Here is a 15,856-nt window from a genome sequence, read left to right on the forward strand (position 1 = left end):
TTCCTGATGTTCACGCGTGCGCGCAAGCAACAGGAGTTGATAACAAAACAAGCACACGTGCTGCTGTATACTGAAACAGCAGGCAAAGTGGGGTCGTGAGCATCGCTTTTCGCCGTATCATGTTGACCACCCTTTGCTTGGGTGTGTTCGGGTATGTGGGCTGGTCGGTCTACCAAAGCGCTCAGGAGAAGATCACACCTATCGCTGCCGCATGTGGCCACGATGCATTGGGCTCTTTCCGCATCAACTCTGATGGAAGCCCGCAGATTTGCCTCGAACGATAGCGCGTGCTGCACTTACTGCGCTCATGGCGTTGGCCGCTGCGTGGGGCAACACCCAAGATTGGGGCAACATCGCCGTTATCTCCGACACGATGGGCAACAACGCCGGCCGCCTTTGCGTTGGCGAAGGACTTCGTGTCTCTGACATCGGATGCCCCAGCTACGCCCCGAGTGTTTCAACAGCGGGCCACGTCAGCGTTACAGGCAACCTTTCAGCCAGTAAGTTCATCGGCGACGGTTCCCTGCTGACAGGGATTAGCAATGCAAGCGGAGACCGCATCGTAAGCGGTACCGGCCCGTTCACGCAGATGATTGCGGTTTCCGACACGCGCTACATCTCCATTACGCAGGGCGGAAATAACACGGGATGGTTTGACCCGACGCGCGGTCTGGTCTCGCTCGGTATCAGCACAACCGGACCCATTAGCGGAACGGATGGTTACTTTAGCGGGAAGCTAGGCATCGGCACGGGTCTTGTGCCGCCTGCTTGGCCCATTCACGTGAGTGATACGTTCCCGATCGTGATGCTCGATCATGCTGCGACGGGTTCCAGCAACGCAGCGTTCCATTTTGCAGAGAACGGCGCAAGCCGTTGGGCGCTTTCGAACCTCAACGGCGCATATGCCTCCATCCCTTCTCTGCAGAATGCCCTCACGTTCTATCAGTTAAGCAACAAGGCAGGGAGCACGCTCAACACCTACCGCATGGTCATCACCGATGATGGCAATGTGGGGATCGGCACGGCGGCACCAAATGCGGCGCTGCAGGTGAGCGGGACGTTCGTCGTGAGCACCAGTTCCCAGGGGACGAATTCACCAAGTTTGTTTGTGGCGAGCAATGGCGCGGTGGGTGTTGGAACATCAAGCCCTAGCCTCGGTGCTTTTCCTACGATGCTGCACGTCATGCGCCCGAACAACGCTTGGGGTTTGGTCGTTGATGGTGATGGGGCGACCCAATCCGACATTATTATGAGGACGCGCGGAAACGCCGCTGATCAACGCCTTCTCCAAACTGTTAACGTCCTGAACAAAGTCTACATGCGTTCATTGAGCGACGCGATCGCAGTCCGTTTCAACTATTGGACGGCCGATTTGGCGACCGGGGCTTTGGGGATCAGCAATACCAGCCCCATAGCAAAACTTGACGTGAACGGGACGATTTCGTCGAGCGATGCAATTCAAGTGGGGCAGAGCACTCTTGCGTGCGCCACCGGCATCTCCGGCTCGATCCGCTTCAACACGACGAGTGACACTTTGCAGGTCTGCACCGGCTTCGGATGGAAGAGCCTTGTGTCCGGCACGGCGGGTGTGGGAACGCTCGCCGGTACTGGCAGTGCAACGGCGGTGGCCTTCTGGAACGGCGCCTCGGGTCTCACCTACGACACCGATGGCTTCTATTGGGATAGTTCGAACAATCGCTTGGGCATCGGTACGAATGCCCCCAGTGCGACACTGAACATTTCAGCCACGCTTCCCGTGCTCGCGATCGACAGACGCGCTGGAGCGTTCGGGATGCTGCACTACCGCACCAATGGAAGCCTGCGTTGGTCCCTCTTCGCTGACCAGTCCGCAGAAAGCGGATCGGAATCAGGCTCAAACTTCGGCATCAATGCTTACGACGATGCCGGCGCTTATATCTCAACACCGCTTACGGTTCGTCGGGCCACGGGCAATGTGGGTATCCAAAACCTTGCACCCGCTGCAACGTTGCAAGTGAGCGGCAGCTTCATAGTCTCCACCAGCGCGCAGACGACTACGCCTAGTCTCTTTGTTGGGCTGGATGGCAAGGTTGGATTCGGTACAAGTACCCCTCCCGAGCTTCTTACCTTGTCTTCAGATGCACCGCGCTTGCAGTTCCAGGAAACCGATCAAGCCGTAGATGAAAAGAATTGGGCCTTCTCGATTTCGGCCGGTACTTTCTATGGATTTACGCGCACGGACGACAACAGCAGCGGTGTCAATTGGTTGCAGGTTGCTCGGGACGTTGGCGGTTCCCATACCGGAATTGACAATGTTGTGTTCCCGAACGGTAGAGTGGGGATTGGTATCACCGCGCCGCGCGCGTCGTTGAATGTTTCCGGCACCATTTCCTCGACCAACGCCATTCAAGTGGGAAGTAGCACCCTTACGTGCTCGGCGAGTATTCCAGGCGCTATTCGCTACAACGGTGGAATACTCCAGTTCTGCAACGGGACAAGCTGGACCAGCTTGAGTGCGGCGGGCGGCGGGTTGGAAGACCGCATCGTTTCCGGCACCAGCAGCATCCTTACGCACCAAGACCGGAGCCTGACGTTTACAACTGCTGGCACGCAGCGGATGATTGTGGGCGAGAATGGGGGCTTGGGCATTAACATCACCAACCCCAATGCTTCAGCAGCCCTGCATATTTCCGGAACCGCTGGTGGCACTCACACCTACATGACCAACAGTGCGAGCGGCGGCGTCAACGTGCTGTGGTTTGCCAACAACTATCCTGCCAGCCCGCAATATGCGGGTATCGGCCAAAACGGCAGTGGCTCTCTGCGCTTTGCCGCTGCCGGTAACATCAACGACAGCAATGTCGGTATGGTCCTGACCTCCGGTAAACAGGTTGGGATTGGTGGGGTTGTGACGCCTGCCGCCACTTTGCAGGTTAGTGGTAGCTTTATTGTTTCCTCGACCGACACCGGGATTTCTCCGAGCCTTTATGTAAGCGCAAGCGGGCGCGTGGGGATTAGAACCTTGAACCCGCAAGGCCATCTGCACATTGCGACCGATGATGCGACTTCTTCGCTTTATCTTTCCCGTGCCGGCGACCTTACTAGCGCGATTAGCTTTGATAGTTCGCTTGGAAACTCGTTGGTTGCGGGGGGCGGTTCCGCCGGAAACCTCCGTTTCTTTAGCGCAGGCGCCCAACGGATGGTGTTGTCGGCTGCCGGTAACGTGGGGATTGGCGCTGCACTTCTTCCTGCTGTCAGCCTGAGTGTGGTTGGCGAAGTGCAGGTTTCCAACAGCGGCGTTGTTTGTGGAGCAACCACACGCGGTGCCATTCGCTACACGTCAGGTATCCTGCAATATTGCAACAGCAGCGCATGGACGACCCTTGGTGCTGGTGGTGGAGGGCAAGATGACCGCATCATCAGCGGAACCACCAGCGCCATCGCATGGCAAGACAGCAGCCTGACCTTCACGACCAACAACGTCCAGCAGATGATTGTGGCGCGGTCTGGTAACGTGGGTATCGGTACGGCTACCCCCGGCCGTGCCTTGGAGGTCAGCAGCACAAGCTATGTGCGTCTTACCAACGGTGCTGCTACCCCCGCTGTGGCTGGACTTGAAATCTGGGGTAACAGCGGCGGAGAGGCGTACCTTCAATACTACTACCCCTTTGATCAATGGCGTGTCTTTGCCGGTGGTGGTGGTCCTGACAACATCCAATTGGTGGTGGCGCCGGCAGGTGTCGGTATTGGAGCACCCGGCGTTACCCCCACCGCGACGTTACAGGTGAGCGGGAGCTTCATCGTTTCCACGAGCGCGCAGACCACGACTCCAAGCCTTTACGTCGGCACCAACGGCAACGTGGGGATTGGCACATCCAGCCCAGGCACGAAACTCGAAGTCAGCGGATCGATCGCTACGGCGGCGGGCTCTGGAGGCAGGATAACGGCTTTTGACGCAACGGCTGCGAACAACCGTGTGATCATGGGGGCCGATGCTTCAGGCGGCTACCTGCAGGGTACCTACGGTTCTGGCGGTACGGGCACACTCCGCTTCCTCAATATCAACGCGGAGGGCATGCGCCTGAGTGGGGGCAGGCTCGGGATCAGCAATACGAACCCGATTGCGAAGCTTGATGTGAATGGCACGATTTCGGCCTCCGACGCCATTCAGGTCGGAACAAGCGAGCTTGTGTGCTCGAGTGCGATTTCAGGTTCTATTCGCTACTCGACGACGAGCAGCACGCTCGAATATTGCAACAGCACCGCTTGGACGAGCCTTGGACCAAGCGATACTCAGGTGGTGAGTTTCAAGGTCAACAAGAACGGCACCAACCAGACAGTGACCGCGAGTACGTGGACCAAGCTCACGTGGAGCTCTGAAGTTTTCGATACGAACAACAATTTTGATACGGGGACGAGCCGCTTCACCCCGACGGTTCCTGGGAAATATCTCGTCTACTTGACGGTTCACTGCTCCGGTGGAGGCGACTGCATGGCTGGAATTTACAAGAACGGCGCCACAAACTCGTTCTCGATCACGAATAGGGCGGCAAACAGCTACGCATATGCCACGACGATCATCGAGATGAATGGAACCACGGATTATCTGGAAGGGTGGGCGTATTCAGCGGGAACGACGATCGGCGGCGGCGCGGTCAACACCCACTTTGAAGGTGCTCTATTGGGTCCTCAGTCTGGTGTCGGCGGTGGCGGTGGAACCGCCAATCCGGCGGGTGGGGCAGGTGACATCCAATTCAACGACGGTAGCAATCTCGCAGCGGATACCGGACAATTCTTCTGGGATGCCACGAACAACCGAATGGGGCTCGGAAACGCAGATCCGAGTTACACCCTGGACGTGACCGGTATTGTTCGAAGCTCCAGCTATGGCATGTTCGGGACGGGGACGGGCGCAGGATCGTACATTGTTGGAAACAACACCTACGGTCTCTACCGTTCCAACATATCGAACGGATATTTGGGCTTCCCAAGCAATGGCGTGCTGTCGTTGATGAACGCTAATATTGGTATCAGTACGACAACTCCCCTAGCGAAGCTTGATGTGGTTGGGACGATTTCTGCGAGTGACGCAATCCAACCAGGAACAAGTAGTTTGACATGCTCGACGGGGATTGCCGGGGCGCTGCGCTACAGCACCGCCAGCAACACGGTTCAGGTGTGCGCGGGCGCTTCAGGATGGAAGAGCCTGGTGAGCGGTACGGCGGCAACCAGCCTTTCGGAACTCACCGATACACAAATCACAAATGTGGCAGGTCGCGATTATCTCCGCTACGACGCAGTCACATCCAAGTGGGTGAACATTTCTGAGTCCAGCGTGATGAGCACGACCACGATGTCAAGCGGATGGCCGGATGCTTTGCGGTGCCGTCGTTCAAATGGTGACTGGTCCATCATGTATTTGAACTGGTCACCCAGCGGGACTGACTTTTACTACTATAACGGAGAGGGCTACTACAACGTTTTCAACCCGGACGGCTCTTACAAAACGAATAACAACTTTACCCCACATGCTTCTGGAGGCTGCAACAAGAACATTTCCCAACTCTATATCGATGGCCAAGCCTTCAACTTCATCGGCAACGCAAATACCAATTCGACCGCCGAAGGCGACAGTATTACCAGCGGCACACTGGCCATGGTGGCGAACAGTGCGACGAGCTACATCAGCCTGTCCACCAACGGAACCGATTGGGGCTACCTGGGTAGTGGCGCCAGTTTTCTCCCGGCCATCAGCGCAAACCGGGTGAGCAGCACGAACATCTCGGCCACTTACATTCAACTGAACAGCCCCAGCACCGTGTTGGCGTGCAACAGTGGGTTCACTGGCGCGATGCGATATACCTCCGGCACCATGCAGGTCTGCGATGGCAGCAACTGGGGCAACATTGGCATCGGTGTCCCCACGGGCACCATCGCGGCGTTTGCCGCCAGCAGTTGCCCCAGCGGATGGAGCGAATATACGGCTTCGCGCGGCCGCTTCCTTCGCGGTATCGACAATGGCGCGGGCATTGACCCTGCCGGCACGCGGGCTGCTGGCAACCAACAGGCCGATGCCATGCAGCAGATTACCGGTTCGGTGGGCTTCAACCGCACGGCGGGTAGCACTTTCTCCGGCGCATTCGCAACAGCTGCACAAGGTTCGGCAGGCGCCAGCCCAGGGAGCAGCGCAGCGGGCGGTTTGAGCTTCGACAGTGCCAACTCGCCCGGCGCGCGTACCGCCAACGAAACCCGTCCGTCCAACGTCGCGGTCACTTTCTGTGTCTACGCGGGGTTCCAGAGCGCGCCTGGTCAAACCATCCTCACGACATTGGCAAGCCTTACCGACGTGAGCATTGCAGGTGCCTCGACCGGTCAGGTGCTTGCGTTCAATGGCGCAAGCTGGGTGGCGAGCAATACCACGACGGGTAGCGGTGCTCTGGGCGATCGCATCACCAGCGGCACCCACGCGGTAGCAGTCAACACAAGCAGCGGGTATATAAATCTCTCTACCAGCGGAACGGATTGGGGTTATCTCTCCAGTGGAGTGAGCTACCTTCCGACGATCACGGCGAGCCGTGTGAGCAGCACCAACGTCTCGGCCACCTACATTCAACTGAACAGCCCGAGCACCGTGTTGGCGTGCAACAGCGGGTTCACCGGTGCGATGCGATACACGTCCGGCACTATGCAGGTGTGCGATGGCTCCAACTGGGGCAACATCGGAATCGGTGTGCCCACAGGCACCATCGCGGCGTTTGCGACGGCAAGTTGCCCTAGCGGGTGGACAGAATACACCCCTGCCCGTGGGCGCTTCTTGCGCGGGATTGACCCAACCGGCACGAACGATTCCGTTCGGGCGGCGGGGAACACGCAGACGGATGCTTTCCAAGGCCACCGGCATGCCATTCTGGAAGGCAGCAACCTGGCCTGGATCGGTAACGGAACCGGTAACGGCAACTATGCAGTCGGCACGAACATGAAGGGGGTGGGTATTGGCGACCCGAACACCGACGGCACAAATGGGGCGCCGCGCACGGCTGATGAAACCCGCCCCAAGAACGTTGCCGTCACGTACTGTGTGTATAGCGGATTCCAGAGCGCTCCCGGTCAAACCATCCTCACGACATTGGCTAGCCTTACGGATGTAAGCATCGCAGGTGCCTCGACCGGTCAGGTGCTCGCGTTCAATGGCGCAAGCTGGGTGGCGAGCAATACCACCGCTGGAAACGCCAACGTGGCCAGCAGCACCGGGGCCATTCAGTTCAATGCCAACGGTTCTTCGTTTGGCGGCGACACTGCCAACCTGTTTTGGAACAACGCGACCAAGCGGCTTGGGATTGGAACGTCTACGCCATCCTATTCCTTAGACGTGAATGGCGTGGTGCAGGCCACAAGCTTTTTCCAGAGCTCCGACAGAACTTTGAAAGACAACATCGTGCAGCTTCGGTCGGGCTTGGCGACAATTGAAAAGCTCAATCCCGTAACGTTCGACTGGAAGAAGGATGGCAAACATGCTGCGGGTCTTATCGCGCAAGAGGTGTCATCGGTCATCCCTGCCGCTGTTTCTGCTAATGTCTCTGGGACACTCTCGGTGGATTACAGCCAAATTATTCCGTACCTCGTGAAGGGTATGCAGGAGCTGAAAAGCACCAACGACAAACTTGAACGGGCTTTGCGAGGTCTGAAAGACACCAACGAAAAACTAGAACGACGCCTCAAGCTCTTAGAAGAGCGTCGTGGCGAAATATTGAACTAGGGAGAGAAACGAGAATGCTGCGACGGTTTCTACCCTTCATGCTTACCTTCGCCTTGTTGGCAGCTTCCGTCGTAGCGCAAACCGTTGAAAGTACCGATGCTCGCGGTCTTGGCCTTGCCACGGGCGCTGCCTCTCCAACGACGCTGCGCGTCAACGTCGCCCAAAACGGCAATGTGGGAATGGGAGGTATTGTTACCCCCAGCACCAAGCTGGATGTCAACGGCACCATTAGCGCGAGCCAGGTCTACAGTGGCGGCGTTCTCAAGGGCTTCCCGATCGGTGTGGTTATTCCCTGGCACAAAAGCATGACGGGAGTGGCTCCGTTGCCGGATGGCTGGCTTGAGTGCAACGGCCAAACCATCAGCGATGCCGCATCACCCATGAACGGCCAAGCCGTGCCTGATCTTAATAGCCAGGTCTATGCGGGGGGCAGGGGGCGCTACATTCGCGGCGGAAACACCTCGGGTGGAACCAACGCGTCCACCAAGCTCACTGGCAACGGGGGTTTGTACCAGTTTAGCTATGGAAGCTCCGGCTATTACGGGATTGGATATGGGATCGCCCAATACAGTGAAGTCGGCAACCCCGCGACCTACAGTGGCAGCAACGACGACCTCACAAACGCTCGCGCTCAGGTGGCGGCGATGACGGTGGTTTTCATCATCAAGATTAAATGACCATGCGTAGTATCTTCGCCCTTACACTCCTCCTCGCGGCCCTTTTCACTGGGCAGGGCTTGGCACAACAGAACCGTGTTCTGCAAAGCATACACGCTTCGGGTATGCGGCTTGGGACAGGGCTAACCTCACCCACAACAGAGAAGGTGCGCATTACTCAAGCGGGCAACATCGGTATCGGTACCAGTGCACCGGGGAAAACGCTTGAAGTCGCCGGCACACTCAGCGCCACAACCGTGTATTCCTACGGATCACTGCATATCATCCCGGTTGGTATCATTCTGCCATGGCACAAAAGCATGACAGGCGTGCCCAACCTCCCCCCCGAATGGTTGGAGTGCAATGGGCAAACCATCAGCGATGTGGCATCTCCCATGAACGGCCAAGCGGTACCCGATCTCAACAATCAGGTCTATGCCGGGGGCAGGGGGTACTATCTGCGCGGTGGGACAACATCGGGTGTCTTCAATGATTCAAGCTATTTCAGCGGAAATGGCAGCAAGTATAATTTTGGATCATCCACAAACACCTACTATGGAGTCAACTATGGTCGTGTGGTCGACGGCGAAGCGGGAAGCACACTCACGTACAACGCTACTGACAATAACCTTCAAACTAACCGCTTCCAGGTGGCAGCGATGACCATGGTTTACATAATCAAGATCAAATGATGATGCGCACCCGTGCCCTTTCTCTTGCGTTGATCACCATCTTCGTGGTGACGGCGACGCATGATGTTTTAGCGCAAACGATGGATACCTCTGCCAGCACCGGCATGGTTTTCCGTACCGGCGCAACCTCTCCCACCACCGAGAGAATGCGCATCACCACGGCGGGCAACGTGGGAATCGGAACGACCAACCCCAGCACGAAAATAGAGGTCATTGGCTCCGTCAGCGGCACTGCCATTTACAGCAATGGTGAACTGCTCACCATGCCCATCGGGATTATCATTCCATGGCACAAAAGCATGACAGGGGTTCCTGGCACCCTTCCGGTAGGATGGTTGGAATGCAATGGGCAAACGGTCAGCGATGCGTCATCTCCCCTTAATGGGCAAGCACTACCCGATCTCAACAGTCAGCTCTGGGGTGGTGGCCGGGGCCATTATCTGCGTGGAGGAACGACCTCTGGTGATTTCAACACCTCGACCTACTACACGGGAAACAACGCGGATTATTCCTTCGGTCAAAGCAGCGGCACGTACTACGGTATCGGCTACGGCCGTAGCCAGTCCAATGAAACTGGCGCATTCCAAGCGACCTACAACGCCAGCAGCAACGGTTTGGGCAACGCACGCATTATGGTGGCCGCCATGACGGTGGTTTTCATCATGAAGGTCAAGTGAGAAAAGAGTAGGTGCTCTCCATACCCACTTCTTGGCATCCAATTGGTGCCTTACCCAGAATGGGTGGTAGCGTTACTTCCCATCCCCGATCTTCAGCACGGTCTTGGTCACGGTGTAGCTTGCCTTTACGCCGGTGAGCTTCGCTTAATTGATCGGTTGACATATTGTACGGATCTTCTGAATCGAACCTTGGGGCCATATCGGAAGTAGATAGGGGTTTGTGCAGGCATCACGACGGCGCGCCGGAGCCAGAATATCGCCCGAGAGTATGTGCGCTGATGTAATACAGTAAACGGAGGAGGAGCGGGGCTCCTGACCACCCGGATCGGTTTGCGTAGCTTCCCTTGATGAGGCCGGATGGTGAAGCGTGTTTGCAATTGGATTATGGGGTGACCATGGCTGCAATTGTAAAACCTGTCACGTCCATTTGTTCTGCGTCGTTGACAATAACCATGGCTGGTTTGCCATAGAGATCGATCTGCCAAACACGTGACCGTTGCCCGACCTCTGTATAGTCGGCCAGTGGTTGTCCCAACTTTATGACCTTCGTCAGTTCTCCAAGAAAATCCGAGACCGAAGCCTGGGTGCTGCCCACCGTGCAGGTCGCCATGGGTTGACCGCGAAACTTTGCCTTTGAGATGGCGATCATGAAGGGTTGGGGAGCGGTGTCCACGAACCAACTTTGCCAAGGCACGGTCTTGTCCCGTGGGGCTGCTACAGCTGCCATGTCGCGGTCTAGCGTCTTCCAGTTCAAGGCCCGTGCGGCTGCCTCGACCCGCTTGGGGTCTGCAAGTGTCTGCAGGCAGTGGCCCACAAATTCGCGCGCCAGTTGAAAGGCGGGCTTTTCGTTGGATGTTGCGACAGTCGGGTGGACGATAGAAATGCCGATGGCGAGGCAGAGCGTCGTTAGTCTTTTCACGGTGGAGACTCAATCTCTGAAGCTGCTGTGTTGCCAAGGGAGAGTTGCGCTATTTGCGCTGTGCCTCGTGGAATGCGTGCGTGATGGCCATGATGACGGCCGGACTGGTGGCACCCTCTGGCGGAACCAGCAATCCGTGGTCAACCTTGAATCCTTCAGCCCGCAAACGGGTGAGTGTCTTTTGGCGGAAGTCGTCATCTTGCGCGGAGAGCGCGAGGTGCGGAAATCCGGCGACGGGGAGACGTGAGGAAGCCATGGAACAGTGGGTAGAGGGCATGTGGGGATTCGGCAAGGGGCTGGCTGCCCATCGAACACGCAGTATTCTGGCGATGCGGCCTCCTGAATGATTGTTGTACGAATCTGAAGGGTGGCCGGCTGGGAATGTTCCCCGCATGATGCGCAAATGGCTGGGGAAGCGTTGCGCGTGTTGGGGAAGGGGAGCAATGCCCCGCTTGCACCTGTCGAGAAGGTCCCACACAGTTCCCAAGCGGAAATGGCGCTGCTCGGCGCCATCATGGTCAACAACCGTTTCTATGACGAGCTCGAAGGAACGCTGAAGGCCGAACACTTTTACGTGCCATTGCACGCGGCAGTGTTCGAGGCGATCGAGGAGGTCATCAACGGGCGTGGTGGGGAGGCGAACCCCATCACCATCAGCCAACGGCTGCAGGGAACGCAGTTCGATGCGGACAAGGGGCTGTTCCCGCATCTCTCCGGCATGTTCGAGAACGCAACGCTGGCAGGCGATGCGAAATCACTGGCGGAAGTGATCATCACGAGTTTCCGGCAACGGCAACTGATGGGCCTTGCCGAAAGCGTCCATACGCAGGTCCGTGCAACGTCCCGACCTGAAGATGTGGAAGCGATGCTGGAAGCTGTCGCCGGCGAAGTGTTCCGACTGACGGAGCTTGGCGGCAAATCCACCGCCCGTGACATGCGCCAAAATCTCATCGAGGTCATCCGCATGGCGGATGCGGCGAAGCGGGGCGGAACGGGCATCACCGGGATTGCCAGCGGCTTCGTTGACCTGGATCAGCTTCTGGGCGGGTTCCAGAACAGCGATTTCATCGTGGTTGGCGCGCGTCCCAGCATGGGGAAGACCAGCCTACTGCTCAACATCGCGCAAACGGCCGCGACGCGTTTCCTGCAGGACGAGGACAACAGCGCACCCGTTGGCGTGTTCAGCCTCGAGATGAGCGCGACGCAACTGACCCAACGGCTAGTTGCCAATGCGGTGAACATCTGCGCCACCAAACTGGGGAATGGTCAAATCAACGATGCGGATATGACGCGCATCGTGGGTGCGGCCGAGAACCTCTACAAGCTTCCGCTGATCATCGACGATACGCCTGGCCTTTCCATCAGCGCGCTACGCTCGCGCGCCCGCGAGATGAAGCGGAAGCACAACATCGGCCTCATCATCGTCGATTACCTGCAGTTGATGCATTCCCCCATCAAGGGCGACTTCAACCGCGTCCAGGAAATCACGCAGATCAGCCGCGGCCTCAAGCTCATTGCCCGTGAACTGGATATTCCGGTGATTGCGGCAAGCCAGCTGTCCAGAAGTGTGGAATCCCGGGACAACAAGCGCCCCTTGCTGTCGGACCTCCGCGAAAGCGGCAGCATCGAGCAGGATGCCGATGTAGTGCTCATGCTCTACCGCGGGGACTATTATTTGTCGCGCGCAGCCAGTGGGGATGCGGCAAGCGATGCGGATAGGAAATCCATTGCGGAAGCGCAGCAGCAACTTGAAGCGGTGTGCGGGATCACTGAACTGATTGTTGCGAAGAACCGAAAGGGACCGACCGACACGGTGAAGCTGATGTTCGACGGCGGCACGACGACGTTCCGCAGTTTTTCGGGGGGGTAGGGTCAACAGGAATGCCACGGGTGTCGGACTATAGTTGTCCGTATGCGTTTACAGTGAGCGGTGGCAACGCCTAGGCTTTGGCATGAGTATCTCTTGGAACAAGTTGAATTGCGCTCGTCTCGCGGGAGTGGCGGCGCTTGTGAGTGCGCTGCTGTTATTTCCGGGAACTGCCCTTGCGCACGTGAAGTGGTTTGCACCGTATATTGTTGGGGCACCTCCGCAAGCGATCGCGACCACGCTTGTCGATGTCTGGTTCTGGACCGGCATCTCGCTGGTGTTGGTGTTCTTTGTGGCGACGCGTTTAGTTGAGGTGTCGAAACTGGGAGAGGTTATCCTGGCGGGCATGGACCGCTTGACCGAGCCACTATCGCGTCGGCTGGATGATTTCGTGCGGGTTGTTATTGGCGCGTTCTTTGTTTCCATTTTCGCGGTGGGCGGTGTGTATCTGACGCCTGACCTGAAGACGCCGGCGGAGTGGGTCTCGTGGACACAGCTGTTGATTGCGGGGTTGGTATTTTCCCGGAAGACGCAACCGCTGGCAGCGGCCGGGATTATCGGTTTGTGGTTGTTGGCCCTGCGTGACTACGACGTGTTCCACCTGCTGGATTATCTGGCGCTGGGTGTCGGTGTCGCTGGCTATCTTGTTCTGGATGCCTCGTCCGATCCCGATTGGCGAAAGCATCGCTTCCAAATGCTGCGCTGGGGCGTGGCCATCGCATTGATGTGGTCGAGCCTTGAGAAGTTTGCCTATCCGGACTGGTTTTATCCGCTGGTGGAAGAGAAGCCCTTTTTGACATTCGGGATGCCGCGCGACGTCTTTATTCCGATGGCGGGCGTTGCCGAGTTCACCATGGGGTTCGGGTTGTTGTGGACGCCGCTGGTACGGCGTCTGTCGGCCGTTGCCTTGTTCATCATCTTCAATGCGGCGGTCTATCCCTTCGGGCGTATCGACCTTATCGGCCATGCGCTGATCATGGCCGTTATCGTCGCCATTGCGGCTGACCATTCGCGTGACGAGCACCTGGCGCCCAAGCTGAAACGATCCCTTGCGGGGGTGCCGGTCGGACTTGCGGCCGGGTTGCTGGTGTTCGCCGGGAGTTATTGGGGGCTGCATATGGCGATCTATGGCCCACAAGGAACGGTCGCGGCCGTTGCGGGTGAGCGTTTGACGCATACACCCAACGTGGATCATCCGCATGGAATGGCTGGTGCATCGAGCTCGGAAGGTTCGGCGGCGTCAGCCTTTGCGGTGGCGATGGACAAGATGCACGGTCCGATGATCGAAGGTGTGGCGAACCCAGATCCTGATACGGCTTTTGTTTTGGGGATAATCCCTCACCATCAGGGGGCGATCGACATGGCTGAAATCGTGCTGAGGTTCGGGAAGGACCATGAGAACCACGAACTGGCCCGTGAGATCATTGCTGCGCAGCGCAGGGAGATCGAGGCGATGAGGGCGTGGCTGCAGCAGAGGAACCTGCCGCAGCCTTAAGAGAGGCGGAGGTTTCAGAGAGGGGTGAACCTTGTGATGCGCTGCAGCTGCAGTTTCGGCGGATCCGGTTCGAATATCAGACTGCGCAACAGCCGCCCCCCACCCTTCCTTACCGGCAAGACCTTCACAGCTTCAAAGAACGGAATTTTGGCTGAGGCGGGTACTGGCAGGAGTTCGCCCATCGGAGTTATGGCGCCTTGAGCGGCGAGGATCGTGCAGGTGGATACATCAAACTCCACGGTTATGCGTGGTGTATTCCGTTCGATGAGCGTGATGATGCGCGAGCGCCCGTTTTTGATCTTGATCCAGTAATGCAGGTAGTTGATGGCGTCTGGATGGCTGGATGTAATGTTTTGGTGCGCGAGGGCTGCCCTCAAGTGCAGGGTTCCAACGCAATGCCCTAGCGTGAGTGAATCGTAGACGAGATGGCGGGGATCGTTGGCCTCTTCAAACGTGTAGACCCCGTCAGTCCAAAGCAAGGTGCGCATCGGCACCTGGTGGCGGAGGGAGGACAGCTTCGTGGCACGCTCTTGGGCAATTTGGCGATTGTAGTGCTTCAGAATACCCACAAGGCTTGACCGGCCGCGCACCAAATGAGGCGCGTGCTTGATGGCCCGGATGATGGTGATGATGGGCAGGGTATCTATTGAGGAGGGCGTGCTCCGCCCGGTTCGCGTGCAATACCACAGGAGCTTGATGGTAAGGGGTGTAACGTCTTCGGCGTCTAGTACGCGGAAGCAATGGCAGAGGATAAGCCGCAGCTGACGGGCTGCAGCTTGGCGCGTGGCAAAATCAGAGGTGAATGAGACGGCTTGTTTGATGGTTTCCTCGCCATCTGCCGTTCGTCCGCAAAGGACGTTGGCGATGGCATTGTGCGCTCGGAAGAGGTTGTGAAAGCGCTCTTGGGTAATCATACGGTAACCCCCAAAATACACGGACAAAAAAGGTATTGTGTTATGTATGGTGAGTATCTTCCGGGTTTTGGCCGAAAGTGAGGTGGCGGAGGCTAGTGAACAGCTGGAGGCAAGGGGGCACCCTGGAGAAGCCGCCGCTCCATTTCGCGGTAGATGGTTTCCAGGGCGTCGGTGATGTCTCCGATGGTGTAGAGCGCGGCTTTGGCGGCGACGTAGCTCACGCTGTCGTCCGGATCGCTGGGTGGATCTTCGGGAAGCGTGACCGCGGCTATGGCCGTTTCCGCGCGGTTGTGCCGAAGTTCCGCGCGGGCTTTCTCGATGTCGGCGCGGGTGATGGGGAGGGGATCAAGCTTTTCCACGGCGAGGGCATCATGCAAAAGCGCGGAGAGGTCGAGGCTTGCCTGCTGCAGGGATTCGCTGAGTTGCTTGAGGGTGGTGCGTGGGCGCTCGTCGATTGGAACGACCTTGGACCTGCCTTTGCTGAGCCGGAAGTAGCAATGGATGAGGGTTTTGTTGAGCTCGTCGTCAACAGTAACGACCCGTACTTTTAGGGCCAGCGCTTCGCTTTGGAGCAACGCCGGCAAATCGGGTTGGGCAAGCACGGATTTGAGGGTGGCGAACGCGTAATCTTTGAACCCTGCGCGCTCTAGGAGCTTGCTGTAGATGCCGTGCGCGTCCGGCTGGTTCAAGTCAGCGGAACGGAACAGGTCTTGGGCCTTGGCGGCCATCTGGGAGATGTCCGAGAGTTCGCGGGCAATTTCATCGAGGGTGTCGCGCGCGGAAGGAAGCTCGATCAGATCGGCGATGAAGCGTAAAGGGCCACGGTCTTCGGACACATCGTGAGTGTGGGCCAATAAAATGGCTTGGCAAGAGGGGGTTGGCTAAAAGCGGCATTGGGTGT

Annotated in this window: 10 protein-coding genes; 6 read left to right on the forward strand and 4 right to left on the reverse strand. The window is 57.7% G+C overall.

Going from position 1 to position 15,856, the window contains the following annotated elements; all coding sequences use genetic code 11:
• Positions 1–307 precede the first annotated feature (307 nt).
• From VHO05_RS12575 to VHO05_RS12590, 4 genes are read left to right on the forward strand one after another with little or no spacing between them, the layout of a single operon-like run.
• On the forward strand, positions 308–7,735 hold the full coding sequence (locus tag VHO05_RS12575; RefSeq protein WP_329646922.1) for a tail fiber domain-containing protein: 7,428 nt from the start codon (positions 308–310) through the stop codon (positions 7,733–7,735).
• Positions 7,736–7,749: 14 nt separating this feature from the next.
• Positions 7,750–8,412, forward strand: coding sequence for a hypothetical protein (locus VHO05_RS12580; RefSeq protein WP_329646923.1), 663 nt, complete (start codon positions 7,750–7,752; stop codon positions 8,410–8,412).
• 2 nt (positions 8,413–8,414) lie between these two features.
• Positions 8,415–9,083 (forward strand): hypothetical protein, encoded by a 669-nt coding sequence (locus VHO05_RS12585; protein ID WP_329646924.1) that lies wholly within the window; start codon positions 8,415–8,417, stop codon positions 9,081–9,083.
• Positions 9,080–9,760 (forward strand): hypothetical protein, encoded by a 681-nt coding sequence (locus VHO05_RS12590; RefSeq protein WP_329646925.1) that lies wholly within the window; start codon positions 9,080–9,082, stop codon positions 9,758–9,760. The genes VHO05_RS12585 and VHO05_RS12590 overlap by 4 nt, the downstream gene beginning before the upstream one ends.
• A 382-nt stretch (positions 9,761–10,142) precedes the next feature.
• Here VHO05_RS12590 and VHO05_RS12595 read toward each other — a convergent pair whose 3' ends face one another.
• Complete coding sequence (locus VHO05_RS12595) at positions 10,143–10,679, reverse strand: hypothetical protein (protein ID WP_329646926.1); 537 nt, start codon at positions 10,677–10,679, stop codon at positions 10,143–10,145.
• 49 nt (positions 10,680–10,728) lie between these two features.
• Positions 10,729–10,935, reverse strand: a complete 207-nt coding sequence (locus VHO05_RS12600; protein WP_329646927.1) for a hypothetical protein — start codon at positions 10,933–10,935, stop codon at positions 10,729–10,731.
• Between the two features lie 147 nt (positions 10,936–11,082).
• On the opposite strand from VHO05_RS12600, the gene dnaB reads away from it, so the two are divergent.
• Positions 11,083–12,549 carry a replicative DNA helicase gene (gene dnaB / locus VHO05_RS12605; RefSeq protein WP_329646928.1) on the forward strand — a complete coding sequence of 489 codons (1,467 nt, stop codon included), beginning with the start codon at positions 11,083–11,085 and terminating at the stop codon, positions 12,547–12,549.
• Positions 12,550–12,688: 139 nt separating this feature from the next.
• The gene (gene copM / locus VHO05_RS12610; protein WP_329646929.1) at positions 12,689–14,041 is read left to right on the forward strand and encodes a CopM family metallochaperone; all 1,353 of its coding nucleotides are present in this window, start codon (positions 12,689–12,691) and stop codon (positions 14,039–14,041) included.
• Positions 14,042–14,055: 14 nt separating this feature from the next.
• On the opposite strand, the gene VHO05_RS12615 is transcribed toward copM, so the two are convergent.
• Both VHO05_RS12615 and VHO05_RS12620 read right to left on the reverse strand, forming a co-directional pair.
• Positions 14,056–14,982 (reverse strand): hypothetical protein, encoded by a 927-nt coding sequence (locus VHO05_RS12615; RefSeq protein WP_329646930.1) that lies wholly within the window; start codon positions 14,980–14,982, stop codon positions 14,056–14,058.
• A 65-nt stretch (positions 14,983–15,047) separates the two neighbouring features.
• A complete protein-coding gene (locus tag VHO05_RS12620) occupies positions 15,048–15,809 on the reverse strand; it encodes a hypothetical protein (RefSeq protein WP_329646931.1) in 762 nt (253 codons plus the stop codon).
• Positions 15,810–15,856 lie beyond the last annotated feature (47 nt).

The organism is Hyphomicrobium sp. (genome assembly GCF_036262015.1).
In the GTDB taxonomy this organism is placed as follows: domain Bacteria; phylum Pseudomonadota; class Alphaproteobacteria; order Rhizobiales; family Hyphomicrobiaceae; genus Hyphomicrobium_C.